This window comes from Muricoprocola aceti (assembly GCF_025567005.1).
Classification (GTDB): Bacteria; Bacillota; Clostridia; order Lachnospirales; family Lachnospiraceae; genus Marvinbryantia; species Marvinbryantia aceti.
This window is the reverse complement of sequence record NZ_JAOQKE010000010.1, coordinates 38,427-64,335: the sequence shown is the minus strand read 5'-3', so window position 1 is coordinate 64,335 and position 25,909 is coordinate 38,427. Positions and strand designations below refer to the sequence as shown.

Below are 25,909 nucleotides of genomic sequence, written 5' to 3'. Positions count from 1 at the left end.
GGGGAGCTAAATGAAAGAAAAGCAAAGATTGGAAGCGGAGCAGAGGCTGATGCCAGTGCAGACAGAAGCAAAGCAGGAGCATCAGACATTCCGGTATGGCTGGTTGGCTGCAGGAATCCTGATCGTACTTGCAGCGGCTGTGTTCTTTACAGGACAGGAACCGGCTGTAGTGGAGAAAAAGCCCGCACAGGTGCATATCCAGAAATTAGCAGAGACGGAAGTGGAAAGTTACACAATTCCGTTAGAATGGGTATTTGGAGAAGAATCAGAAGCAACGGTTGGAGGGATGATCCGGGTATCCGGGCTGACGGGCAAAGAAAAAAAGAAACTGAATTTTCAGGAGAGTGCATTTGTAACGGCACTCTCTTCTTTTTTGAAAGACCGGAACTTGACAGCATCCAGTGTCCGGTTTACCAGAGAACTTACCGGATCTTCCGCAGCATCGCAGGTTTATCTGGCAGAGCTTGGGAGTGAGACAAGCAAAGAGCTCATCGTAACGTTTTTCCCAAAACTTCCGGATTTTTATTTGTTTGCCTTAAAGGAAAAGAAACAGGAAGAAACGGAAACCGAAAAAGAGGAACCGATCAGAATGACAGAAGATACGCAAGTATTGGAAGAGCAGAGGACTGCCCCGGAAACAGAAAATCGCAGGACACAGGAAACTGAAAACGCTTATGATGCATCCAGATTTTCCATCCGGCATCTCCCGGAAGAACTGAAGAATTATATCGGAAATGAATATTTGCTTCAGTATGAACTGTACCACTACCTGTATGGAAGAGGAAATCAGGCAGCCACAGATGCTGCCGTGACAGACTATCAGATTGATCCGGACACCAGAAGGGCAGAAGTGACTTTTTCCGTATCAGACGGATCAGTGGTTACGGGCATCTACTGGCTGGACAGCGGATCATGGGAATTTGCCTCATAACATTAGCAAATACGGGGTCGCAGGGAACTCCCTGCCAAGTGCGTTTGTATATACAAATGCGTATCTTGCCATTTACTTATCTGATAGAGAAAAACCGCAAGAAAGATGGGTGTTCTGGCACCGGGAAATATAGGAAAAAGGGGGAGCCAAAAAAGATTATGGGAAAGAAAAATAACAAGGACAGGGTGATCCTTGTCCGCTGCAGCGAGTGGGAAATCCGGCAGATCAATGAACTTAGCCGAAAGAACCATCAAACCAGATCTGCCTATGTCCGTAACTGTGCGCTACATGGAACCGCAAGGGAACAGCCGGTTGAGATCATGGATGCCCTGAGGGATCTGGACTATTTAAACCGGAAAATCGGAAATAATATCAATCAGATCGTAAAGGCGAGCCATGCAAGAGGTTTTGTAATGAAAGAAGATACCGATGCACTGAGCAGACTTTTAACCAGGCTGGATAAATCTTACGAAAAGGTATATCGGAAATTAGTGAGAAAAAGGCATGGCAATCACAAAGCTGCTGCGTCTGAAAGAGCGTAAATCTGGTAACAGGGCCGGGCATCTGAAACATAATCTCTGCTATATCTGCAGGCCGGAGAAAACCATGCAGGGAACCTATATTGGAGGAACAGCCGGGCATACATGGGAGATGGCTTACCGGAGCATGATGAGGAACAAAGCGTACTGGGAGAAAGAAGACGGTACACAGGGCTTCCATTATGTCATTTCCTTTCCACCGGATGAAAGGATCACGCCGGGGCAGTGCCTGGCTTTTGCAGAAGAATTTGCCACAGAGCTTCTGGGGGAAGACTATCTGTACCTGATTGCCGTCCATAACGATACGGGGCACCTTCATGCGCATATCACGTTTGATTCGGTTGGGATAACAACAGGAAAAAAATTCCATTCTCCAAGAGGGGACTGGGAGAAACGGATACAGCCCATCACGGACCGGTTATGCCAAAAGTATGGTTTTTCCGTTCTGGAACCAGATCAGAAAACCGGGAAAACTTACGGAGAATGGAAGCATGAACAGGAGCAGAAAAAATTAGGAAAGGAACAGGCCGGGTACAGCTGGTATGACATCATCCGGGATGATATTGACGAAGCCATAGAATACAGTGACACGTACGAAGCATTTCTTTCCTATTTAGCGGAACATGGCTATCAGGTACGAAGCGGAAAGTATTTATCATTAAAACCAGATGGAAGAAAGCAGGCCGTCCGTACCAGCCGTCTGGGAATGGGATACACGAAAGAAGAACTGACAGAGCGGATTCAAAACAAAGAGTATGGAGATGTACTGGATTACCGGATGGCAACTTATGGCAGCCAGAGGGAGATGCAAAACATCATCTGTGCCAGGATACAGAAGTCACCTGGCTGGAAGATGCCGGAGTACCAGAAACAGTTTTACCGCAGATGGAACCAGACCTTTTTTATCCGGAAACCGGAGTACAGGAAACTGAGCTGGGCGGCGAACCGGAAGGAAATACTGGAAGTGACGAGGCTGGCTGATGTGATCCGTTATCTGGTAGAACACGATATCGAATCCGTGGATGATCTGCAGGAACGAAAGGAAGAGCTTTTCAGAGAAAAGAAGTATCTGATGGAACAGAAAAGAATCACCTCCACCAGAATCCGGAAAAGCGGAGCATTTGTGGCACTGCGAAAATATGAGCGGTTTATGAAAAACATGGAAGGCTTGCCGGAAGCATATGAAAAAGCAGAAGAGCTTTTATCCGAGGTGGAACGTTACGGGACACTGGAAGAGGTGAGGAGCCGTTACAAAAATCTAAAAGAAAAGCAGAAGGAATACCGCATGACAGAAAAAGACCTGAACCAGGAACTGAAAATCCTGAGTGATGCAGAAAAAGATCAGGAACTGAATCTGGGAAGGACAGAGATAGAGAGAAGCAGAAAACTGACAGAATAAACGAAAGAGGAGAGGTGATGCCATTGCCGTTTTGAAAGAAAAAAGACCTACTACCACATATCGCAGAAAATAAAAATGAAAGAGAGGACCAGAGATGGATTATCAGATGACGCTGCCAAAGGGCGGAAGCATAACATTGGAAGAGAGCAAACCGGAGGATACAGGAAAGAACAGGATGCGGATGTATACGTTTTATGAAGGCGTAAGATCTGCTGGAAGGAGAAAACCAGATGGAGCAGATGAAGAAAAAATTAGCTGAATATATGAAAGATCATCTGCCGGACTACCTCCCGCAGACAGAAAAATACCGGATCAGGATAGAAGAGATCCTGAAAGAAAATGATGTGAAGCGGACGGCGGTCATCGTTTCAGAAAAGGGGGAAATGGAGCATGTCAGTGCCTGCCTGTTTCTGGAAAGTTTTTTAGAAGAATATGAATATCCAGTGTATCGGGATCTGGAACAGATTGCCGGGGACAGAAAGACCTGCCAGAAGATCTGCCGGGAAATGGCATCTGTGTATGCAGCAAACAGAATGACCAGATCGGACTTTGATTTTGCAAAAGCCAGCCAGATCCATTCGTTTCCATACGTAAAGCCAGCCCTGCGTGCTGGGATCTGTGATCCGGACAGAAACCGGGAAATGCTGAAAACACTGGTTTCTGACGGGACGGGAGATTTTGCACAATATTATTATCTTGCAGATTTTCTTCTGAAAGATACCATGCTGAAGGTTACAAACCGTATGCTGGAGGGGTGGAAAGTTTCAAAAGAGGAACTGCGGGAAGCAGCGATGGAAAATATGAAACAGGAAATGCGGCTGGTACCGATGGAAGAATTTATGGAAGGGGCCTGCACAAAAGACGAACTGGAAAAAAACAGAGAAAGAGGCATGTATGTACTGACAAATCAAAAAGGCTGTTATGGCGCAGGGATGATTTTACATCCGGATATCCAGAAACTGGTATCCGATAAGATGGAAGGGGACTATTACGTGCTCCCGTCATCGATCCATGAAGTCCTGATTGTGTCAGACAATCCGGAAACAGATCTGGATGATCTGACAGCAGAAGTAAAAATGGCCAATGAACGGGTGGGGGAAGAAGATCTTTTATCCTACCATGTGCAGCATTATTCAGCGTCGGCACAGACCCTGGAAAATGCCTGCCAGTACCAGAAAAAAGTAAAAGCGGATCCACAAAAGTATGGAAAGGAACAGGAGAAAACGGCAAAGCAGCGGACAGGGATGGTACGTGGATAAGCTTTTCTGAAAAAAGGCAAAAGATAAGAAAAGGATGGAAACATACAAATGGAACAGAAGAAAGAAGAACTGCTGGCCTATATCTGCCAGCATATCAAAGAATATGTGCCTGAAAAATATCAGGACTGTGACCTGGATACCAGAACGGTAGTGCGGACAAATGACAGAAAAAAGACCGGTATCAGCCTGTCTGTGAAAAAAGCGGATGGAAGTTCCCTTGCACCATGTGTTTATCTGGAGGATCTGTTAAATGCTTATATGAAAGAAAAAGATATGCAGGATATGGAAATGCTCGGAGAAAAGGATTACCGGAAAATCTGCTTCCAGATGGGAGAAGTTTTTTGCGGGGCGCTTAAGGAAACCGAACAGATCTCGATGGAGCGTTTTCTGGATTTTGCAGAAATGAAACCAAATATTCAGGTATATATCTGCGATGCAGAGAAAAACCAGAAGATGCTGTCCGGCGTGGTGCATGAACAACAGGGGGATTTCGCACAGTATTATGTAGTGGCTGGGTATCCACTCAAAAACAGCAGCATCAAGATCACGGACGGAATCATGGAACAGTGGGGAACGACAAGAGAAGAGATCCACAGGGCAGCTATGGAAAACGCAAAAAAGAATATGATGTTTTTGAACATAGGCGAATTCCTGACTAAGGCGGTCCCGGGATGCGGGATATCCCCTGTGCCTATGTATATCCTTACCAATGAGGACCAGAAGTTTGGTGCAGGAGGTATTATGAATCCGGATATCCAGGATAGGATCGCAAAAGAACTGAAAGGGGATTATTATGTACTGCCGTCATCCAAACATGAAGTCATCCTTCTCCCGGAGGAGGATGCCATGTCGCTGGAAGAAATGGCAGAACTGGTGCAGTCAGTGAACAGGAGTGAGGTAAGTGAAGAGGATTTCCTGTCAGATAAGGTACAGCATTATTCTGCTTATGCACACGTCCTGGAAAATGCCGGCCAGTATGTCAGAAATGCAGAAAAGGATCCGGAAAAATATGGAAAGAAACATGCGGCACAGGAAAAAGCAGTTCCCATGTCTGCACCGGTTTTATAAAAGCACAAAGGGGATGTGAGGAATGGATGAACAGGTAAAGAAACTGATGGATGAACTGGTGGATGGGGTCACCGGGATCTTTGACAGCGAAAAGTATAAAAGTTATCTGAGGACCATGGCGAAGTTCCCACATTACAGCTTTAACAATACGCTTCTGATTTACCTGCAGAGACCGGCTGCAAGCCATGTGGCGGGCTACCAGACCTGGAAAAGTAAGTTTGGGCGTCAGGTGAAAAAAGGCGAAAAAGGAATCCAGATCCTGGCTCCGGTTACCTACAAGACGAAAAAGGAAAAAACAGAAGTGGATGAGGAAACCAAAGATCAGGAAGAACCGGATCTTTTTTACATGCTTCGGGGCTTCCGGGTCGTGCATGTGTTTGATGTCTCCCAGACGGAGGGCAGGGAGCTCCCATCCATCGTGGAAAGCCTTCATGGAGAAGTGGAACAGTTCCCTACTTTTTTTTCGGCCGTCTGCGGGATCTCCCCGGTGCCGGTATCTTATGAACCAATGGAAGACACAGTAGATGGATATTACAGCCATACGGAAAAACGGATCTGCATCCGGGAGGGGATGAGTGAACGTCAGACCGCCGCAGCATTAATCCATGAACTCAGCCACGCCATGCTGCATAACCAGGAAATGCTGGAGGAAGAACAGGCATTGACTGGCATTAGGAAGGACAGAAGGACGAAAGAAGTGGAAGCGGAATCGGTGGCGTTTGTGGTGAACAGTTACTTTGGAAACCGGACGGATGAAAACAGCTTTGGGTATATCGCAGGCTGGTCATCCGGAAAAGAGGTGCCGGAGCTATTGGCATCCCTGACTACCATCCAGACAACGGCAGAAGCGATCATACAGGGCATGGAACGGGCCTATCAAAAAGAACTGGAACGAAAAGAGGAACGAAAAGCCATGTGCAGATAAGGAAGAGGAGGGCAGAGAAAATGGAACAGCAGCAGAGTGAACGCACTGAAGAACAGATGCAAAAGATGGAAGAGGAAATCCGGAGAATGCAGGAAAGACGGGAACTGTTAAAAAAACGGATGCAGAAACAGGAGCAGAAGGAACATGAAAAGTGGCTGAAAAACTATGAGCGTATCCTCATGGCAGAGTTTGGATCAAAATACCATATCCTGTATACCCCGCAGGAAGCGGCGCAGGCATTCCTCATGAAAGAACAGGCAGTGCCAGAAGGCGTGATGCTGACAGGCAGGGTGGTGGAAGAGATGGATAGGAAAACCGGGGAGGCATATGCAGGGGAGAACATAGAAACATGAACATCACAGCAAACATGAAAATCATCGGGCAGGAAAAGCTTCTTGCGGTCGGGGATGTCATTCTGGATGACCTGATAGAGATACAGCAGGTAAAGGTTTTCCAGAATGGAGAAGAGACACGTGTCTACTTCCCGAAAAGGAAGGTAGGAAAGGAAGAGAAAGAGGTGGTGCATTTCACAGATCCGGAGATTCAGAAAAAAGTAGAAACGGCGGTACTGCAGGAAGTGGCAAGGCTGGTCAGAGAGAATGTCGGATGGGACTACTGCATAGAGGATATCAGGATCTCCATACGGCTGGTGAAGGGATCGGAATATATCCGAGGGATTGCAACGCTTACCTATAAAGATTGTATGGAGATCCGTGAAATCCAGATCCGGGAACAACGGGGAAGCCTGTACGTGCTTTATCCACATGGGCTGTACCGGAACCAGCCGTACCAGATCGTCTGCCCTGCATCGTACCACGTCATGTTCCTTGAGATGCTGAATCAGGAAATTCTGGAAGCGTACAAAAAAGCTGCGGAGCAGGAGAAACTGCCCGGAAAGGAGAAACAAGAGCATGAGCGAAGTAAGTGATGCCCTGCAGATCATCATGATATCCGGCCAGGTATTTGGCGTGGTTACGAAGCTGACTTACCGGGCTGCCCTGATCCAGATGAAACTTTGGAACACGCTGTATCTGTCCAAATGGAAAGGCAAAACGAACCTTACCCGCCTGCGAAAAATCAAGGGTGACAACCTGATCTACCTGAATTTTTCCACGGAAAAGGAAGAAAAATTAAAAGGCATCGAAAAGGAATTAAAAGCCCATCAGATCCTGTTTGCGAGGCTGCCGGATCTGTGCGGAGGGGATGGGAGAACCCAGTACGCCGTTGCTGCTTCGGACATCGGAAAAGTAAAGGCCTTCCTGCTGGACCACAAGGATGGACCCTGCCGTGAGACTGCGGCAGGGCTCATCTCTGCCATGGACTATGCCGAAACCGGGCGGGATGAGAAGGGCAAAGAAACAAAGGAACTAAAAGACCTGGAAATTTCTGCAAAAGAAGAACTGGAAAAAGAGCAGAGGAAAACGGCCAGAACGGTTTCCGGTGAAGACAGGAAACCGGCAGAGGAGCCGAAAGAGGATATCCTGCTGTCCGGCATGGCAAAATTACGAGAACAGGTCATGTCAGAAACCAGCCAGACCTTTGAACAGGAGCCGCTGGCGGAAAACGAAAAGTGGGGACTGTATGAGACGGTGGATGGAAAAGGCGTGGTGATTCCAAGAGAGCATATTATTAAGGCAGAAGAATGGAATCCGAAACGAATGGATTTGAGAGAGCGGGGCCCAAAAACGCAAGGTTTGGAAAAAGTGGACAAGGAAGAACCGGAAGTGGAGCTATATACAGAGGCAGGGAAAAGACACAGAAAAGATATCTGCATCCTTGACAGCCAGGAGAGCTACCCGGTGGTAGATCTGGAGGAGGTCAGAGAAACAGCGAAAAAAGGAGCACGGCCAGCGGTTTCATATGACAGTGGAAGCCGGATCATGCAGATGCTGAATTTGTCAAAACAGGAAGCAGAAGAGCAGACAGAGGGAATGCCTGTGTTCAGTCAGGAAAAGCCGTTTGGCACTCTGGCAGAAACCATCAAAAATTTCCCGGAAAAGTTGCGGGAACAGGGCAGACAGAAGGTAAGGTAACATGGACAACCGAAACAACCAGAAAAAGAATGCTGGTCTTTACGTGATCCTTCTGCTGTTCCTGATTTATGTTGGATTGGCTGTCGGTCGGGTGGACTTCCATCAAGTAACGATAGAGAATTTCGAGGACACCATGATCCTTGCCCTGACCGATCCATGGAGAGCCCCGCTCATCACAAAAAATTCAGTTTTACTGACGGTGTTTTTATCCTTTTTGTGGGGTCTTTTCTTTCTGTACAAAATGGCAGATACCAGGATTTTCATGCCGGGCAGAGAGTTTGGTACCAGCAGGCTGCTGACGGCAAAGGAACTGAACCGTTATACCTGTAACTTCCAGCAGCCGGAGAAAAACAAAATTCTGTCTCAGACTGCCAGGCTTCAATACGACATGCAGAACGTCAATGCCAATTCGGTCATCATTGGCGGCTCCGGTTCCGGAAAATCATTTTATGAGGTGAAACCGAACCTGTACCAGTGCGGAACCAGTTTTGTCGTGACAGACCCCAAAGGGGAACTTCTGAGAGACTGTGGCGGCTATCTGGAGCAGCATGGTTATGAGGTGCGTGTCCTTGACCTGATTGATTTTGACGGATCGGACCGGTACAACCCGTTCCGATACATCCATTCGGATGAAGACATCATTAAGCTGATTACCAACATGATGGCCAATACCACGCCAAAGGAATCCAGCCCGTCTGATCCGTTTTGGGAACACGCGGAGTCCATGCTGCACCAGGCGTTAATGTCCTACGTCTGGTACGAGTTTCCCAAAATGGGAAGAGAAGCGAACATGCCCGGTTTTATGGAAATGCTGAACATGGCAAAAGTCCCGGCAAAAGAGGGCGAAAAGTCTGACCTGGACAGGCTGATGGAACAGCTCCCGTTAGACCATCCGGCCCGTGTCACCTATGAAAAGGTGCGTGGCGGGGCACAGGATACGATCCGGTCGATTTTCATATCCGCCCATGCAAGGCTTGCATTTTTGCAGAATCCAAAGGTTCTGCGCATTCTGGAAACCGATGACATGGACTTTGCATCCTTTGGGGAAGGCGTCTTTGAAAACCCGGAGCGGAAAGTGGCATTGTTTCTGAAGATCCCGGATAACGACAAGTCCTACAACTTTATCTGCGGGATGCTGTATACGCAGATGTTCCAGGAACTGGAACTGATTGCGGACAAAAAACACAAAGGGAAACTTCCGGTCCATGTGGCATTCTGGCTCGATGAATTTGCCAATATCGCACTGCCAAAAAACTTTATCAACGTGCTGGCTACCATGCGTTCCAGAAACATGAGTGCCAATATCATCATCCAGAACATTGCACAGATCAAATCCATGTTTAAGGATGACTGGGAATCGCTGACAGGTAACTGTGACACGCTTGTTTACCTTGGCGGCAATGAGCAGGGGACACATGAATACATCAGCAAGCTCCTTGGCAAGTATACGATTGATAAAAAATCCCATGGGGAAACAAAAGGGAGCCATGGAAGCAGTTCGAACAATTATGATGTCCTTGGCCGGGAGATCCTGATGCCGGATGAGGTAAGAAAGATGGACAACCGCAGATGTCTGATCTTTATCAAGGGCTACGATGCCGTCATGGATGATAAGTACCATACCTGGGAGAGCAAAGCCTATCTGGAATCCGAACAACTTGGCCCGTATATGTCAAAGGCGGAAAAGGAGAGCCTTTTGAGGGAAGGGCAGAAACGGTTTTATCTGGATGGCGGAGGAGTGACACTGGTAAAATCCTATGTCCGGCAGATTGAAAAGTACCACTGTGTTTATGAAGAATCCAAAGTATTTCAGGAACTGGAAAAGGTACGTGCCGGGAATGCCTACCTGCTTAGCCATGTCTGCTATAACCAGACCGGCAAGCTGGAACATCTCATGAGCGTGGCACTGTCAGTCGAAGCAAAAACGGTAAAAGCGGCAGACGGTATCCTGCATGCACATACAATTGTCGGGGCATTTTCCAAAGCGGATATGCAGAAAGACTGGACAGAGGAAAATGCCGTATTCCATGAAATGTCACCAAAAGAGGCAGCCGCCTTTTTCTGTCCGGAAAACCGGTCACTGGTATTTGGGTTCAAAAAGAAAGCAAAAAAGGAGCAGACGAAAAAAGAAGATGGAAAACCTGAAGCTGATCAATGAGACAGACCTGAAGTATTTCCGGGAACTGGAGAAACAGGGAAAAGCAGTCATCCTGGAAATAGATCCGGAAGTACTGCTGAATACGGAAATCCGCCCGAAAGAAAAGCCATCCTGGGACGGGCTGGAAAAGTGGCTGACAGAAATTGGAAAAAGCCTGCCGTAAAAGAAACAAGTAAAAACACAGACAGCCCTGTAGGGAGACAAATGCTCTCCATACTGCAATTTTATCAAAAAGTCAATACTTTCCTTTTCATGTTTTCGTGGTATGATAGACTGCAATGGGGAAAATTAAGGGGCAGCCAAAAGAGGAAGTGGAGGTTTGCCAAAGTGGAAAAACAGATCGTAACAGCAGAACGGTACAAAGTATCAGAGGAGTATTACGTGGATGTCCGGGAAGAAGTCGCAGGAACCGGGGAACGGGATTACTGGCTATGCAGCAGAAGCAGGGATGGGAAGATATTCATGTGTACGAAGAGATACAGGGGACAGAGACAGGAAGAAGCATTTCTGTCAGATCAGGTTCCGATGTATATCGGGCGTTATGAAACAGCATGGAAGTAGAAAAAGGCAGTCATGTACAGAAATGTATGTGGCTGTTTTTATTATAAAAAGTGGAATGTCAGTTGACTGAATAGGGTTTGAAAGAAATGGAATAATATGGATGAGAGGAAGTGAGAACTTGGATTTGAACTACGATGATTCAATTAATAGGAATGTTTTAAAAGATGTATATGGGATATCAGATAGTATTGATTTTCGATCTCCGCCTTCAAAAAGAATGAAATCGTTGCTTCCGAATATAACATCTGTGAATAAATATGTGATGGAAGGGTATCAGGTGGAACTTATCTGGGACAATAGTGAAAAAACTTTGCAGAAATTATTGGAAGGTGTGATTACGGATAATTAACAAAAAGTACCATAGTGATGAATCAGATAAATGTTGTATTAGTCCGGAATGGCGTGTATAATAAAAGCGTGTAGAACATTAGCATAGTACGCCATTCATTATGAGTGGAGGATGATACTGTGTCTATGGTAAATGAATTATTATTGTATGAAAATGAAAAAGAGCGGTCTGGCAGAACTATGAAGATTTGGCAGGCGGCTCTTTATGTGCGTTTATCAAGAGAAGATGGGGATAAAGCAGAAAGTGATAGCATAGGAAACCAGAAGGAGTTACTGCACCAGTTTGTAGAGTTAGAATCAGATATATCTGTATTTGATGTATATGTGGATGATGGATGGAGCGGAACAAATTTTGAAAGACCGGAATTTAAACGCATGATAGATGATATAAAAGCAAAAAAAATAGATTGCGTTATTGTAAAGGATTTATCCAGATTTGGGAGAAATTATATTGAGGTAGGACAGTATATAGAAAAGATGTTTCCATTGATGGATATACGGTTTATTTCAATAACAGACAGATTGGACAGCTATAAAAATCCCCAGTCAATGAATAATATCATAGTACCTTTTAAAAATTTGATAAATGACGAATATTGTAGAGATATATCAAATAAAGTAAGAAGTTCACTGGATATGAAGAGAAAGCAGGGAAAGCATATTGGATCATTTGCCTGCTATGGCTATAAAAAAGATCCACAAGATCATAATCATCTCGTTATTGATGAAGAAGCGGCATACGTAGTACGTGACATATATAAATGGTATATTTCAGGGATAAGTATAATATCCATTGTAAAAAAATTAAATGAAATGGGAGTAAAAAATCCATCGGCTTATAAAAAGGAATTGGGAATAAATTATAAAAATCAGTATGCAAAAATATCGGATGGAAAATGGGGGTATAGTACCGTTAGAAAAATTCTCAGCAACCAGATGTATATTGGAGACTTGGTACAGGGAGTGCTTAAAATTAAAAGTTATAAAGTACAGGTGGCGCAACGAGTGAATCAAGATGATTGGATTATAGTAAAAGGTACACATGAAGCAATTATATCAAAAGAAGATTTTGAAATAGTTCAGTCATTATTAAAACGAAGGGGAAGAAAGGCACCTCAAAATAATAAGCTTTATGCATTATCAGGATTTGTGAAGTGTGGTGACTGTGGTCGGAGTATGTCACGAAAATGCCACCATCATAGTTATGGAGAATATGCTTATTATGTTTGTAGCACATATGTAAAGATTGATAAAAATGCATGCACCAAACATTCCACTCGAATAGACAATCTGGAAAAAATCGTGCTTTCAGCAATTCAAAGTCAGATTGCGCTGGCTGTAGATATGGAACAGGCAATCAATGAGATTAATATGAATGAAAATGCAAACAGAGAAGCAGTAAGATTGAGAAAAATGTTAGAAAAATCAAGGAGTGATGTTCAAAAAGCTGAGGATATGCTTTGTGATCTGTATCCAGACTGGAAAAGCGGCGTGATAACAAAAAATGAATATGTCAAATTGAAGGAGCGTTTTGAATTACAGAAACAGAATGCACTTCAGAAAGTTATGGAATATCAAGATCAGATAGAAAAGACTGAAAAAGGTGCAGACAGCAAAAATGAATTCCTTGACCAATTTGTAAAATATCAAAATATAGATAAATTGACAAGGGAAGTAGTGGTGGCACTTATAGATACTATATATATTTATGAGAACAAGAAAGTTAAAATCGTATTTAAATATCAGAATCCATATTTAGAGGCATTAGAATATATTAAGAATAATAAAGATATATTAGACAAGAATAAAACAGAAATTTTACTGGGAGCATAATAAAATTATGGTGTTAACTTGACTATGGCACCGGCGGCGTGCGATACTATAGCGGGACATTTTCGGGACTTTGGGAGAGGTCCGTTGGATTATGATAAGATCATCACAGGGGATCTGGGATATGTAGGCCAGGAGATTTTGCTGAATCTTCTGAAAAAAGAAGGCTATGACATCAGCCAGAAGCATATGGACTGCGGAATCGAGATCTATGATAGGGAGACACAGGATACCCATGCAGGAGGAAGTGGCTGTGGCTGCTCCGCAACGGTATTGTCAGCACTGATTCTGCCAAACCTTCGGAAAGGAATCTGGAAACAGGTACTGTTCGTGCCTACAGGAGCTCTGATGTCTCCGGTGAGTTTCAATGAAGGCCAGAGCGTGCCTGGGATTGCCCATGGCATTATACTGGAACATTGCTGAGAAAGGAGATGAAAGAATATGGAATACTTCAATGCGTTCTGGGTAGGGGGACTGGTCTGTGTGCTGGTGCAGATTCTGATTGAAAATACGAAGCTGATGCCTGGAAGAATCATGGTCATTCTGGTAGTGACCGGTACTTTTTTAGGCGCTTTTGGTCTGTTCCCGTATTTAAAAGAATATGCAGGGGCAGGTGTGACAGTTCCCCTGCTGGGATTTGGCAACAATCTGTGGGAAGGCGTAAAAAAAGCCGTGGACGAAGACGGCTTTTTAGGGTTATTCAAGGGCGGATTTACGGCAGCGGCTACAGGAACTTCATCGGCGCTGATTTTTTCTTATATCGCCAGTCTGATCTGTCAGCCTAAAATGAAAAAATAAACCATGGGGTTACTGCTCATGCATCTGATCCAGAAGGCGCATCAGGAGGCCGGATACAGCATCCGGGAACTGCTGAATCTGTTTGATGCGGATAAAAGAATCCCCATAGATCCTGCGAAGAGATGGGACAGCATAATCACCGCCCCAGAAAATGGCAGCCACACAGATCCCTTCTGACCGGAGCTGGCGGATGGCTTCCCTTGTATCATCAATGGCCAGAGTGTCCCGGTAATCTTTTCCACGTAATAAGCCATGATCAGAAGCTGCCCGTCTGGAATCTGAAGGCAGGGCATCGGTCAGGATCAGAACAATTCGTTTGGCATGGGGCGTATCATATTGCTCCATAAGTGGGCGAATGGCGCGAAAAGCCAGTCCGTCCCGGTTGTTGCCGGCAGTAAAAAAGTGAAAGATACCATCAGCAGTGCCAGTTTCCCTATAAGTTTTCAGCAACTGGAGAATCGTATATCCACGAATACTGCGGAAACTGGTGACCTGAACCGGAATCTGGAGCTCCAGCAGACTTTGGGTGATCAGATACGCCTGCGCAGCAATACTTTCCTGCTCCTGACAGCGGGAGCTGGAGGCATCCAGCACCAGATCAACGGTAAAATCTGGCATAGGCCAGATGATTTCCCGATAGAAGACAGACAGATCATGCATGGCAGGAATACGGTAGACCTGTCCCGGATTGAGATGGCCGCTTTGTACCCGTACCAGATCTGGTTCCTGCTGTTCTTCCAGCGCCTGCTTCAGATGTTCTGTAATCTGATGGATACTTCGCTCATAGTAGCGTTTATCTTTCTGATAATATTGCAGATTTTTTCGATATTGTGTTTCCTGTTCTGCACCGAAGATCAGGTCCGGAGAAGTTGCACCTGCATACCAGAGAAGACTTCTGGAATGGTAACCGGTACAAAATGTTTTTTCAAAAAGCGCCATCTGGCTGTCAGAAAAGAGACAGGGACCAAAGGTATGGAGCATATAATCATGATCTTCTTTTGCCGTGGTCTGGCTAAGCAGATGCTTTTCCATTACATAGAGGCGGGAAAAGACAGGAGAAAAGCCATTTTTATCAGGATCAGAGAGCCGGATATGCAGATCACCGGAAAATAACTGACCAAGAATCACAAGAAACAGACCGGCCCCTACAAACTTTGTCGTTTCAGATTTCCTGGCGTCCAGAGGCTGATAATAATAATATTTGCGAAAGATTGCTTTTGCAGATCGAACCAGTTCTGCATCCGGGAGAGTTGCAATGCTTTCCATAGCATCCGCTAGGGAAAGTTCTCGCCTGGAAAAATCAGTCAGATCCATGTGAAGAACCCGTTTCCAGTGAATCAGTGCCTGACGTTCCCAGCCCAATTCTGTGTATCTTCCGGCAGGAAGAAATTCGGTCAGATGCAGTCTGGCATACTCTTCCCTAAGAGCAGAAAGAGAGGAACGCCTGCTGCATTCCCGTGAGAAGACTGCCTGTTCCAGAACCAGTTGAGCCAGAGAACGGAATTTTTCCGGCTTACGGCCAAAGTCCAGACCCTTTAAAAATGGCAGTAAAATATCCGGATTCATGGTACGATAAGCCAGTCCTTCCAGGGTATTCAGATAGAGGGATGGTTCGTTATTACTGTGAAAGAACAGATAGACTGGTTCAAAATCATAACGTCCTGCAGCAGTCCATACCATGTTCGTGGCTCTTTTTTTCAGAGAATGTGTTAATTCCATGATTTTGGTATCCTCGCTGCAATGACATCATGAATGATAGCGCGTTCCGTTGCATCAAAGACTTTATTCGTCAGTCCCATATCACAGGCATCCAGAGGGGAAAGACCGAGACGCATCAGGGCGACTGCATCCAGAAGTCCCCGCAGGTCTACGACTCTTGGGCTGATCTCGGCACTTTCTGCTTTGGCATCCAGTTCATAAAAAATGGCACTGAGCTGGCGGCACATATTCCGTCCGATTTCCGGATATTCCGTTTTCAGAAGCAGATCCAGCTGTTTCTCTGAGATGGTCGGCATCTGAAGAACCAGAAAACGGGATCCGAGAGCTTCGTTCAGCTCTCTGGTACCGGCATAGCCATAATTCATAGTACCGATGAAGCGGGCAGCAGGATGCAGGACGATTCGGTCATAGCCGGATACTTCCAGAATCCGCCGATAGTCCAGGGTAGCATGGAGAACGGCCATGGCTTCATTCTTTGCCATATTGATCTCGTCCAGGATACCGAAACCGCCATACCTTGCACACTGGTAGACTGGACCTGGACGGAATACTACTTTTTCTCCATCAAAAGTATCCGTTCCGATCAGATAAGAAGCATCCACATTGATATGAAAAGAAACATTCCAGCAGGGACGGCCAAAGATCCAGGCCAGGTTCTCTGCAAGAACATTTTTCCCGGTTGCTTTTGGGCCGGCCAGCAGAAGATTCTTTTCACACAACAGGGCACAGATAGCTTTTTCCAAAATATCTTTTCCAAGATAGTGAAAACGCGGAACTTCCGCAGCATCTCTGACAGAAGATGGTGCGGTGTCTTTGTCAAATCGTTCTCGAAAATGAGCCACCTCTTTTTGTAATTCCGGGCGAATGCCCATCTGATCCATCCAGTTCATATATCAGGTCTCCTTTGTGAATTTACATCAAAATCACCATTATTATACCCCTGTTTTACAAAATGGAAAAGAAGTGAGATTGTATCTAAATAAATACAAAGAAAAAAGAAAGAAAATCATATTAATAATTGACAGAAAGTTTATTAGTAGTATAATTTTTTCTTGGAGAAAAGTTTAGTAAAAACATATTTTTAGTTTAGCATTAAAGAATCGGAGGCGAAAGTTTCAAAAATGGAACTGGAATATATTAATGAGAAGATTGGCAGGAAAATCAGGGATCTGCGAAACCGGAACGGACTGACACAGCAGGAACTGGCGGACCGGACAGAACTGACAAAGGGATTTATCTCTCAGCTGGAAAGAGGGCAGGTATCTCCGTCTGTGGTGACATTGCTGGATCTGATCGAATGTCTGGGAACGACTGCAGCTGACTTTTTCAAAGAGACAGAAGAAGAACAGGTAGTATTTTCCGAACAGGGCTATTTTGAAAAGATCGATGAAGCGGGAAACAGTATTCAGTGGATTGTCCCCACTGCTCAGCGTTATCGAATGGAACCGCTCCTGGTGGTGGTGCAACCGCATCAGAGCCTGGAAGAAGATAAGCCCCATGACGGAGAGGAATTCGGCTATGTGATGTCGGGAAGGCTGAATGTCATTCTGGGAGACCAGATCTATCATGTAAAGGCAGGAGAGAGTTTCTATTATCCGGCAAAGAAGATTCACCGTATTGAGAATCCTGGGCAGCGCCCGGCAAAGTTTATCTGGGTCAGTACGCCGCCGATGTTCTGATTACAGTGCTATGTGCCAGTGGCACATGCTTAGCACCGACCGAAGTGGAACGGAGAAGTGAGAGTGCGAAGCACGTAACAATCCGTGTAATCCAAATTTTAAAATATTAGTGAAAAAGAGAGGGAGCAACATGGGAAAATCAGACAATATTATTGAACTGAAACATATCACCAGAACCTATGAAGACGGATTTTCAGCAGTATCTGATTTCAATCTGGAAGTAAAAAGAGGAGAATTTGTGACCTTTTTAGGTCCATCTGGCTGTGGAAAGACCACAACCTTGCGTATGATAGCCGGATTTGACCTTCCAACATCAGGAGAGATTCTGTTAAACGGAGAGCCGATTACCAATCTGCCTCCGAATAAACGACCGATCAATACTGTGTTTCAGCGTTATGCGCTATTTCCTCATATGAACATTTATGAGAATATTGCCTTTGGTCTGAAACAGAAGAAGACGCCGAAGGATGTGATCGAAAAGAAAGTAAAAAAAGTCCTGGCGTTGGTAGATCTGGAAGGATTTGAGAATCGAAGTGTGGCAACGCTTTCCGGTGGGCAGCAGCAGAGAATTGCTATTGCGAGAGCTCTGGTAAATGAACCGGAGATTCTGCTTCTGGATGAACCGCTTGGGGCACTGGATCTGAAGATGAGAAAAGAAATGCAGATCGAGCTGAAGGCTATGCATGATGAACTGGGCATTACGTTTATCTATGTTACTCATGACCAGGAAGAGGCACTGACCATGTCAGATAAGATTGTTGTTATGTCAGAAGGTAAGATGCAGCAGATCGGTACCCCGGAAGACATCTACAATGAACCGAAAAATGCTTTTGTTGCAGACTTTATCGGAGAAAGTAATATCTTTAATGGTATCATGACCGGTAAATTAAAGGCTCGTTTCTGCGGCGGAGAATTTGCCTGTGTGGATGATGTGGAACAGGGAACGCATATTACTGCTGTTGTCCGCCCGGAGGATGTGGAACTTACTGCTCCTGAAGAGGGAATCATTTCTGGTGTGGTAGATTCGGTGATTTTTAAAGGAATGCATTATGAGATTACGGTGGTATCCGGAAAGAATGAGATGGTGATTCAGACTGTTAAATCTGCGACACCTGGAGAACGTGTGGGAATGCGGGTAGACCCTGAGAATATTCATATTATGATTGCCGAGGATCATACTAACATTTTTGCGGCAGATATTAATCCGGACTTTCATCTGGAATATAATGGACATATCCTGGATACCAGTGTGACCAGGATCATCAAAGGAAGCAGACGTACAGAGGACGGTACGCTTCTGGATGCTCACGGAGAAGTAATTGATCCGAAGAAAACCAAAATTATGGTATCCATCCAGCCTTCTGATATCCGGATGACAGATAATATGGAAGAGGGAATTGTACAGGGATACATCAGCAACCTGATCTATAAAGGAGATCATTACAGTTATGTGATCCATACAGATCTGGAACAGGATTTTATTGTAAATGATGAATATCTGTGGAACATGGATGACCAGGTAGGTCTTCTGATGCCAGTAGATAAAATGAAATTCGCTTTAAAGAGATAAGGAGGAGACCATGCGTAAATTATCATTTTCCAGAAAAAGCCTGGGCATCCCTTATGCATTGTTTTTACTGGTATTCGTGATTGCTCCTCTGCTGGTGTTATTTTATTATGCATTTACAGACGGACAGGGGCAGTTCACTGTTGCCAATCTGACTGGCTTTTTCACCAATCCGAACACAGTGGGAACTCTATGCTATAGTTTTGCACTGGCAATCGTCACTACCGCAGTATGTCTTCTTCTGGCCTATCCGATTGCCTATATTCTTGCATTTAGTAATATGAAAAGTAAATCTGTAATACTGATGCTGTTTGTGATGCCGATGTGGATCAACTTTTCCCTGCGTATCACAGCATTAAAGGAAGTCTTGACAGTACTGGAAGGAAATCTGGCCATGCATCCATTTTTAAATGCAGTGATTGGTATGACCTATGACTTCCTGCCATTTATGATTCTCCCGATCTATACCACAATCTCCAAGCTGGATAAGTCGCTGCGCGAGGCGGCTATGGATCTGGGAGCCAGTGAACTGGAGACATTTTGGAAGATTACACTGCCACTGTCGGTACCTGGTATTATCAGTGGGGTGTCGATGGTATTTCTGCCGGCAATGACAAACTATGTTGTACTGGATATGCTGTATAACAGCACTTACATTATGGGAAGTCTGATTGGAAGCTATTTTGCAGCCTACAACTGGCATGGCGGCTCCATGATTGCTCTGATTCTGCTGGGAATCATCTGCCTGTTTACCTTACTGACCAATGGATCAGGAGAAGAAAATACGAGAGGAGGTGCCCTGTTATAATGAAAAAATATATCAAAAGTGCGTTCTTGATACTGGTGTTGTTATTCCTCTATCTGCCGATTTTTATTCTGGCTGTATATAGCTTTACAGATGCTGCCAATATTGGCTCTATTCGGGGCTTTTCCCTTCACAATTATGTGACATTATTTACTACGCCAGAGCTTCTTGGGATGATCGGCGGAACGTTGCTGCTTGCAGTAGGAGCGGCCATTCTGGCTACATTGCTTGGCACTCTGGGAGCAATCGGAGCATTCTATTCGAAAAAAGGAGTGTCTCAGGCGATTTCCACAATGAATCAGGTGCCGGTAGTCAATGCAGATGTGGTGACCGGATTTTCGTTGTGTATTTTACTGGTAGTCGTATTCGGTGTCAGTAAAGATACGTTTGTACCGCTGGTTGTTGGTCATGTGATTTTATGTGCACCATTTGTATACCTCTCTGTTATGCCGAAGATCCGGCAGATGGATCCAAGTATCTATGAGGCGGCACTGGATCTGGGCGCAACCCCATTTGTGGCATTGACACAGGTAGTGATTCCACAGATTCTGCCGGGTATCATCTCAGGATTTGCCCTGGCCATCACATTATCTTTAGATGATTATTTTGTAGCAACCTATACCAAACCGGCTACCTTTGATACCATCAGTACCTACGTGGTAAATGCAACCAAAGGAGCTCAGACTACGATTAAAACAGCGTTGTGGGCATTGTCCACTGTCATTTTCCTGATCGTACTGATCCTTGTGGCAGTGATGAATCTGAAGGCCAATAAAAAAGTGTCAGAAAGGGCGGATGCATAAAATGAAGAAAATCAAAATCGGTATGACTCTGGCAGCCGCAGTGGCGCTGGCAGTTGGCATGAATCCTTTTGGATCTTTGTATGACAGCCGTGTTTGTGCGGAAGATGGTACAACAGCTGCGAAAGAAGTGACCTTACGGGTATGTAACTGGGAAGAATACATTGACCTGGGGGACTGGGACGAAGAAGAAACCATTGATCTGGAAAGTGGAGATATCATAGGAGAAAACTCTATGGTGGAAGACTTTGAACAGTGGTATTATGAGACGTATGGAGTAAAAGTAAAGGTAGAGTATTCGACCTTTGGAACCAATGAAGATCTGTATAATATGCTGACACTGGGAGATGTATATGATATTGTCTGCCCGTCAGAATATATGATCATGAAGCTGATGGCGGAAGATAAGCTTGTTCCATTATCCGAACATTTTTTTGATACGTCAGATGAGAATAATTATTACAGTAAAGGAGTATCTCCATACATCCGTAATATTTTTGAGAAAAATGAAATTAACGGAGAAGCCTGGAGCAAATATGCAGCCGGCTATATGTGGGGGCTGACCGGTATTGTATATAATCCGGAAGAAGTCAGTGAAGAGGATGCCAGCAGCTGGAAGATTCTCGATAACCCAGACTATAAGCGTCAGGTAACCATCAAGGATAATGTAAGAGATTCTTATTTTGCAGCCGTTGGTGCACTGAAATCTGATCTGCTCACGTCAGAAAGTTTCCGAAATGACCCGGATTACAGGCAAAAACTGGTGGATGAGATGAACGATACCTCGCCTGAGACCATTCAGGCTGTACAGGATTATCTGCAGGATGTGAAAAATAATGCCTATTCTTTTGAAACAGATTCTGGGAAAGCAGATATGATTACCGGAAAAGTACTGGCTAATTATCAGTGGTCCGGTGATGCGGTCTATACCATGGATCAGGCAGAAGAAGACGGGGTATTTCTGGACTATGCGGTACCGGAAGAATCTACCAATATTTATTTTGACGGATGGGTAATGCTGAAAAACGGAGTCGGAGAAGACAAAGATAAACAGCAGGCAGCAGAAGCATTTATTAACTTCAATTCCCGTCCGGACAATGCCATCAGGAATATGTATTATATCGGTTATACCTCTGTGATTTCAGGCGGGGATGACCCGAGAATATTTGAATATGCAGACTGGAATTATAGCGCAGAAGATGAGGAAGAAGATACGGTAGATTATGATCTGGCTTATTTTTTCACAGAAGATACAGACAGTGAGGATTATATTATCACGGCACCGGCGGAGCAGGTAAAAAGACAGCTGTATGCCCAGTATCCGGATGCAGATGCCATGGATCGGTCTTCGATTATGATTTATTTTGATGAGAAACAGAATCAGGATATCAATCAGATGTGGGTCAGTGTCAGATGTTTTAATATTCATGATGTGCCTGTCTGGATATGGACAATTACCATAATTCTTGGTATAGTAATACTGGTATGTGCAGCACGAAAAGTGATGAAAAAACATACCCGGAATTAAATAAAAGAGAGGAACTGTTCAGAACCCACTGTAACTGTGAAGGTACTGAGCAGTTACGAAAGAGGAAAATAAATATGCCAGTATTTGATTTTAGCGGGGCATCAGAGAGTAAGAAGATCACCGAGTGTACTTATGAAGTTTTCTATTCAGATAATCCACAGCCGACACCGGAGCAGCCGATTATGGTGCTGGATAACAGCAAAAGACAGTGGAAGCATCATTCCTGTGGGATTTTTCTGAATCCGACAAAGAGAACTGCATTCGAATTTAAAGAAGAGGATGAGACAATTCAGGCAGATATTCTGAAGATCGATGCAAGATTTATCAGTCTGCTTCGTTGGCTGGGAGAGAATCATATTACGGTTCGTCTTTCAGGAGCGAATCTGGAAAGGGGCTATGCAGTTTATAAGATCCGGGAGATTGCTTTTGGCGGCGGTACCAAGCTGTCAGCGGAAGACGGATTTCTTCAGTTCATGATTGAACGTCTCCTGGCCAGCAACGCACCGGAAGAAGAGATCGAAGAGGATGACAAGGAAGAGATCGGTGACGATATGAAGCTGACCAGCATTCAGAGCATCACAGATTTTATGACCTGTGCAGGCAGAACCATGCCGGATAATATCCGTCTGTGGGCAAGAAGGAATCTGGCGGTGGCCAGATCCCATGAAGTGTCTCAGGAAGAACGGCGCCATGCACAGAGAGCACTGTCAATTATGATGAATATTCAGTGGAAGAATAATTATTTTGAAGCCATTGATCCGAAAGAAGCCAGAAGAATTCTGGATGAAGAGCTTTATGGAATGGAGCGGGTAAAGCAGCGTATCATAGAAACTATTATACAGATCAACCGTACCCATACCCTTCCGGCATACGGATTGCTGCTGATCGGACCGGCCGGTACTGGAAAGTCTCAGATTGCCTATGCGGTTGCCAGAATCCTGAAACTTCCGTGGACCACACTGGATATGAGTTCCATTAATGACCCGGAACAGCTTACCGGAAGCTCCAGAATTTATGCCAATGCCAAGCCGGGTATCATCATGGATGCATTTTCCATGGCTGGAACATCGAATTTGGTATTTATCATCAATGAGCTGGATAAGGCGAATTCCGGTAAAGGAAATGGCAACCCGGCAGATGTGCTTCTGACACTTTTAGATAATCTGGGCTTTACGGATAATTATATGGAATGTATGATCCCGACAGTCGGTGTATATCCGATTGCAACGGCCAATGAAAAAGATCAGATCAGTGCGCCGCTGATGTCCCGATTTGCAGTGATTGAGATTCCGGATTATACGACAGAAGAGAAAAAAGTGATATTCTCCAGATTTGCACTTCCAAAAGTACTGAAGCGCATGAGCCTCAGAGAGGAAGAATGTGTGGTAACCGAGGAGGCACTGGATGCGGTCATCGACCGTTATCGAAATACTTCCGGTATTCGTGATCTGGAGCAGGCAGCAGAGCATATTGCAGCCAATACATTGTATCAGATCGAGGTAGATCATGTACCACAGGTGGTGTTTGACAAAGAGATGGTCAATGCGCTGCTGGATTAAGAAAGTCCAGCGGTGTGATGTCAAGAAATAAATAACAAAAAATCATATATTTTTTCATATATTTCACGAAGACAAAAAACACCCACCTAAGCCCTGTCGATCAAATCTTTAAAAATGAGCAGGGCGTAGCTCACCAACAAGCAGATGAAATCTACTTTGCTGGACTGTATAGGCGGTTGTCTTTCAGCAGTCGAAAGACTAAACGCACAAATTTACGGGCAGTTAATGCGAGTGCACGTTTGTGCTGGCATCTGTTTACCTCTTTGTATTTGAGGCGGTAGAAGTCGCTGTATTCTTTGTCGCATCTTACAAGGGAAAATGCAGCTTCACACAGATAATACTTTAAAAATCGGTTGCCGGATGGAATGAGCCTTGTAACTTCAGCTTCAAATCCACCTGACTGGTGTTGCTTCCAGGCAAGACCTGCATATTTGGCAAGTGCAGCCTGATTATCAAAACGATTAATATCACCGATTTCAGCCATGATCCCCGCTGAATATACAGGGCCAATACCAGGAATGGATACCAATACATTTGGCAAGAGTTCCATCTGCGTTTTGATTGCTTTATCGAACTCTTTGATCTGAACTTCCAATGCCTTCATGGAGGTTATGGATATAGAAAGCACCTGATTGACAGAATCATTCACCGTTTTTGGTAAACGGTAAGAACTTCGGGCAGCTTTCTGGATGGCTTTGGCTACTGCATCAGGATCAGGAAAACGATTCTTTCCTTTTTCAATGATGAAGTCAGTAAGCTCATGTAAGTCCATATTTGCCAGTGCTTCTGCGGATTCAAATTCATCGTAGACAGCAAGGGCAGTACTGCTGAAGGTATCGCTGAATACCTTCTCCTGCGTCATCGTAGAATACTTCTTGAACAGCACATTCATGAATCGCTGTTTTTCTTTGACAAGATTCTGAACAGCGAAGAAACGTGCTCGTGTGAGGTTTTGGAGAGCTTTATAACGGTAGTCTTCCATATATACCTCTTTGTTGATTCTACCGAAACGCAGGCAGTCAGCAATAACAAAGGAGTCCACATAATCATTCTTTGGCAGGTCATTGTAAGAGTCATGAAATTTTTTGACCTGCTTAGGATTGAGGACGTGAATCTTTCTGTTAAACGGTGCCAGAGTGGCATCTTCCCTTAAGAAGTACACGAGATTGTCTCCGTACGCGGAGGTTGCTTCAAGACCGATCAGAACCGTGTCAAGGGAATGTGAAGTTAAAGCAGAATAGATTCTTTTTACCAACTGGGTAGAACCTTCCTGAGAGTTAGCAACAGAAAAGTTGCTGTGTTTATCACCATTTGGAAGCATCAGGAAAACGACATTGGATTTGCTGCTCACATCAATACCGACGTAAAGTTTGTTCATTGTGATCACCTTCTTTCGTTGTGGATTAAAGTGTTCAATCGGCTTGGTAAAACCCATGATCATGGAGCATCAACACCCTCGCATATAAGAATCCAGCTTAAGATGGACAGATGCGAAACCACACTGCTAGATGGTCGTCCATGTACTTAAGCAAACAGCCAGCCGGTTTGAAGTTAACTTCCATGTCAGGGGAACAGACTTTATTATGAAGCAACCATCACTGGTTCAACAGAGGTATGAAGAACTATTACCTGATTGACACTGGGACAATTATATCATGGGCTTTACTAAGCCTATTGAACAATATTTATTTAGTGACTTATTAATCAAGATACAGGTATTTATGTATCTAAAATATATTATACGAGGGAGGTATTTACTATGAATAAAGTAATCACAATCAGCCGTGAATACGGTGCAGGAGGACATTCCATCGGAACAAAGGTAGCAGAAGCACTGGGAATTCCGTTTTATGACCGTGACATTGTCCGTGCGACGGCAGAAGAAAGTGGATTTGAAAAGAAACTGATTGAAAAGGAAGAGGAAGACCGCTCTACCAGCGATGATATCTGGAAAAAGATCAGTTCGATTTCCAGTTCCTATTTTAATGATTCTCAGGATGCTATTCATGAGATTCAGAAAGCAATTATCATCAAAATGGCGCAGAAGGGACCTTGCGTGATTCTGGGACGCTGTGCAGATGTGATCTTAAAAGAAGCAGAGATTGACACATTGGATATATTCATCCATGCAGATGAACTGCACCGAGGCGTACGGGTGACTGAACTGACCGGAACAAAGAACGCTACAGAGATCCAGAAGATGCTGACCAAGAGAGATCATGCCAGACATAACTATTACAATCATTACAGCGGCGGCCAGAAATGGGGCGACAGTCATAATTATGATATGACACTGGACAGCGGAAAGCTTGGATATGATCTTTGCGTGAAGCTGATCGTAGAGGCAGCGTCTGAAGCAGAAGAATAGAAAGCAGACGGGTATGGTGCAGGAGAACATCATGC

The 25,909-nt window shown here is 44.6% G+C and carries 26 protein-coding genes and 1 pseudogene; 24 read left to right on the top strand and 3 right to left on the bottom strand.

Annotated elements, in window-relative coordinates; all coding sequences use genetic code 11:
* Nucleotides 1–10: 10 nt before the first annotated feature.
* The 17 genes and pseudogenes from OCV47_RS09210 (at nt 11) to OCV47_RS09130 (ending at nt 13,849) form a co-directional block, all read left to right on the top strand.
* Nucleotides 11–931, top strand: coding sequence for a hypothetical protein (locus tag OCV47_RS09210; RefSeq protein WP_262654787.1), 921 nt, complete (start codon nt 11–13; stop codon nt 929–931).
* A 158-nt stretch (nt 932–1,089) separates the two neighbouring features.
* Complete coding sequence (locus tag OCV47_RS09205; RefSeq protein WP_262654786.1) at nt 1,090–1,473, top strand: MobC family plasmid mobilization relaxosome protein; 384 nt, start codon at nt 1,090–1,092, stop codon at nt 1,471–1,473.
* Nucleotides 1,436–2,869 carry a relaxase/mobilization nuclease domain-containing protein gene (locus OCV47_RS09200; protein ID WP_262654785.1) on the top strand — a complete coding sequence of 478 codons (1,434 nt, stop codon included), beginning with the start codon at nt 1,436–1,438 and terminating at the stop codon, nt 2,867–2,869. The genes OCV47_RS09205 and OCV47_RS09200 overlap by 38 nt, the downstream gene beginning before the upstream one ends.
* Nucleotides 2,870–2,963: 94 nt before the next feature.
* The gene (locus OCV47_RS09195) at nt 2,964–3,128 is read left to right on the top strand and encodes a hypothetical protein (protein ID WP_262654784.1); all 165 of its coding nucleotides are present in this window, start codon (nt 2,964–2,966) and stop codon (nt 3,126–3,128) included.
* Nucleotides 3,100–4,128 carry a DUF5688 family protein gene (locus tag OCV47_RS09190; protein WP_262654783.1) on the top strand — a complete coding sequence of 343 codons (1,029 nt, stop codon included), beginning with the start codon at nt 3,100–3,102 and terminating at the stop codon, nt 4,126–4,128. The genes OCV47_RS09195 and OCV47_RS09190 overlap by 29 nt, the downstream gene beginning before the upstream one ends.
* A gap of 48 nt (nt 4,129–4,176) precedes the next feature.
* Nucleotides 4,177–5,196 (top strand): DUF5688 family protein, encoded by a 1,020-nt coding sequence (locus OCV47_RS09185; protein WP_262654782.1) that lies wholly within the window; start codon nt 4,177–4,179, stop codon nt 5,194–5,196.
* Nucleotides 5,197–5,218: 22 nt separating this feature from the next.
* Nucleotides 5,219–6,121, top strand: a complete 903-nt coding sequence (locus OCV47_RS09180) for an ArdC family protein (protein WP_262654781.1) — start codon at nt 5,219–5,221, stop codon at nt 6,119–6,121.
* 20 nt (nt 6,122–6,141) lie between these two features.
* Nucleotides 6,142–6,474, top strand: coding sequence for a hypothetical protein (locus OCV47_RS09175; RefSeq protein ID WP_262654780.1), 333 nt, complete (start codon nt 6,142–6,144; stop codon nt 6,472–6,474).
* Entirely contained in the window at nt 6,471–7,049 is a 579-nt protein-coding gene (locus tag OCV47_RS09170; RefSeq protein WP_262654779.1) for a SpoVG family protein, read from the top strand. The genes OCV47_RS09175 and OCV47_RS09170 overlap by 4 nt, the downstream gene beginning before the upstream one ends.
* A complete protein-coding gene (locus OCV47_RS09165; protein ID WP_262654778.1) occupies nt 7,033–8,154 on the top strand; it encodes a hypothetical protein in 1,122 nt (373 codons plus the stop codon). The genes OCV47_RS09170 and OCV47_RS09165 overlap by 17 nt, the downstream gene beginning before the upstream one ends.
* Nucleotide 8,155: 1 nt before the next feature.
* Nucleotides 8,156–10,312 (top strand): VirD4-like conjugal transfer protein, CD1115 family, encoded by a 2,157-nt coding sequence (locus OCV47_RS09160; protein WP_262654777.1) that lies wholly within the window; start codon nt 8,156–8,158, stop codon nt 10,310–10,312.
* Complete coding sequence (locus OCV47_RS09155) at nt 10,287–10,475, top strand: hypothetical protein (RefSeq protein ID WP_262654776.1); 189 nt, start codon at nt 10,287–10,289, stop codon at nt 10,473–10,475. The genes OCV47_RS09160 and OCV47_RS09155 overlap by 26 nt, the downstream gene beginning before the upstream one ends.
* 164 nt (nt 10,476–10,639) lie before the next feature.
* The gene (locus OCV47_RS09150) at nt 10,640–10,873 is read left to right on the top strand and encodes a hypothetical protein (RefSeq protein WP_262654775.1); all 234 of its coding nucleotides are present in this window, start codon (nt 10,640–10,642) and stop codon (nt 10,871–10,873) included.
* A gap of 118 nt (nt 10,874–10,991) precedes the next feature.
* Nucleotides 10,992–11,222 carry a hypothetical protein gene (locus OCV47_RS09145; protein ID WP_117449417.1) on the top strand — a complete coding sequence of 77 codons (231 nt, stop codon included), beginning with the start codon at nt 10,992–10,994 and terminating at the stop codon, nt 11,220–11,222.
* A 125-nt stretch (nt 11,223–11,347) separates the two neighbouring features.
* Nucleotides 11,348–13,054, top strand: a complete 1,707-nt coding sequence (locus tag OCV47_RS09140) for a recombinase family protein (RefSeq protein WP_262654774.1) — start codon at nt 11,348–11,350, stop codon at nt 13,052–13,054.
* A gap of 24 nt (nt 13,055–13,078) precedes the next feature.
* Nucleotides 13,079–13,474 (top strand): annotated as a pseudogene (locus tag OCV47_RS09135) (stage V sporulation protein AD); the annotation flags it as partial.
* 18 nt (nt 13,475–13,492) lie between these two features.
* Nucleotides 13,493–13,849, top strand: coding sequence for a SpoVA/SpoVAEb family sporulation membrane protein (locus OCV47_RS09130; protein ID WP_117449414.1), 357 nt, complete (start codon nt 13,493–13,495; stop codon nt 13,847–13,849).
* A gap of 9 nt (nt 13,850–13,858) precedes the next feature.
* Here OCV47_RS09130 and OCV47_RS09125 read toward each other — a convergent pair whose 3' ends face one another.
* On the bottom strand, nt 13,859–15,568 hold the full coding sequence (locus OCV47_RS09125; protein WP_262654773.1) for a hypothetical protein: 1,710 nt from the start codon (nt 15,566–15,568) through the stop codon (nt 13,859–13,861).
* A complete protein-coding gene (locus OCV47_RS09120) occupies nt 15,559–16,458 on the bottom strand; it encodes an AAA family ATPase (protein ID WP_262654772.1) in 900 nt (299 codons plus the stop codon). The genes OCV47_RS09125 and OCV47_RS09120 overlap by 10 nt, the downstream gene beginning before the upstream one ends.
* 231 nt (nt 16,459–16,689) lie before the next feature.
* Between OCV47_RS09120 and OCV47_RS09115 the strand changes: the two genes are divergently transcribed.
* The 6 genes from OCV47_RS09115 (at nt 16,690) to OCV47_RS09090 (ending at nt 23,506) form a co-directional block, all read left to right on the top strand.
* Complete coding sequence (locus tag OCV47_RS09115) at nt 16,690–17,247, top strand: helix-turn-helix domain-containing protein (protein ID WP_117449412.1); 558 nt, start codon at nt 16,690–16,692, stop codon at nt 17,245–17,247.
* Nucleotides 17,248–17,377: 130 nt separating this feature from the next.
* Entirely contained in the window at nt 17,378–18,817 is a 1,440-nt protein-coding gene (locus OCV47_RS09110) for an ABC transporter ATP-binding protein (RefSeq protein ID WP_256300859.1), read from the top strand.
* Between the two features lie 10 nt (nt 18,818–18,827).
* Entirely contained in the window at nt 18,828–19,622 is a 795-nt protein-coding gene (locus tag OCV47_RS09105; protein WP_262654771.1) for an ABC transporter permease, read from the top strand.
* Complete coding sequence (locus OCV47_RS09100; protein ID WP_262654770.1) at nt 19,622–20,422, top strand: ABC transporter permease; 801 nt, start codon at nt 19,622–19,624, stop codon at nt 20,420–20,422. The genes OCV47_RS09105 and OCV47_RS09100 overlap by 1 nt, the downstream gene beginning before the upstream one ends.
* A gap of 1 nt (nt 20,423) precedes the next feature.
* A complete protein-coding gene (locus OCV47_RS09095; RefSeq protein WP_331481284.1) occupies nt 20,424–21,947 on the top strand; it encodes an extracellular solute-binding protein in 1,524 nt (507 codons plus the stop codon).
* A 74-nt stretch (nt 21,948–22,021) separates the two neighbouring features.
* Nucleotides 22,022–23,506: an AAA family ATPase gene (locus tag OCV47_RS09090; RefSeq protein WP_262654768.1), complete on the top strand. Its 1,485-nt coding sequence runs from the start codon at nt 22,022–22,024 to the stop codon at nt 23,504–23,506.
* 151 nt (nt 23,507–23,657) lie between these two features.
* Here OCV47_RS09090 and OCV47_RS09085 read toward each other — a convergent pair whose 3' ends face one another.
* Nucleotides 23,658–24,884, bottom strand: a complete 1,227-nt coding sequence (locus tag OCV47_RS09085) for an IS110 family RNA-guided transposase (protein ID WP_262654767.1) — start codon at nt 24,882–24,884, stop codon at nt 23,658–23,660.
* A 381-nt stretch (nt 24,885–25,265) separates the two neighbouring features.
* On the opposite strand from OCV47_RS09085, the gene OCV47_RS09080 reads away from it, so the two are divergent.
* A complete protein-coding gene (locus tag OCV47_RS09080) occupies nt 25,266–25,874 on the top strand; it encodes a cytidylate kinase-like family protein (RefSeq protein ID WP_262654766.1) in 609 nt (202 codons plus the stop codon).
* Nucleotides 25,875–25,909 lie beyond the last annotated feature (35 nt).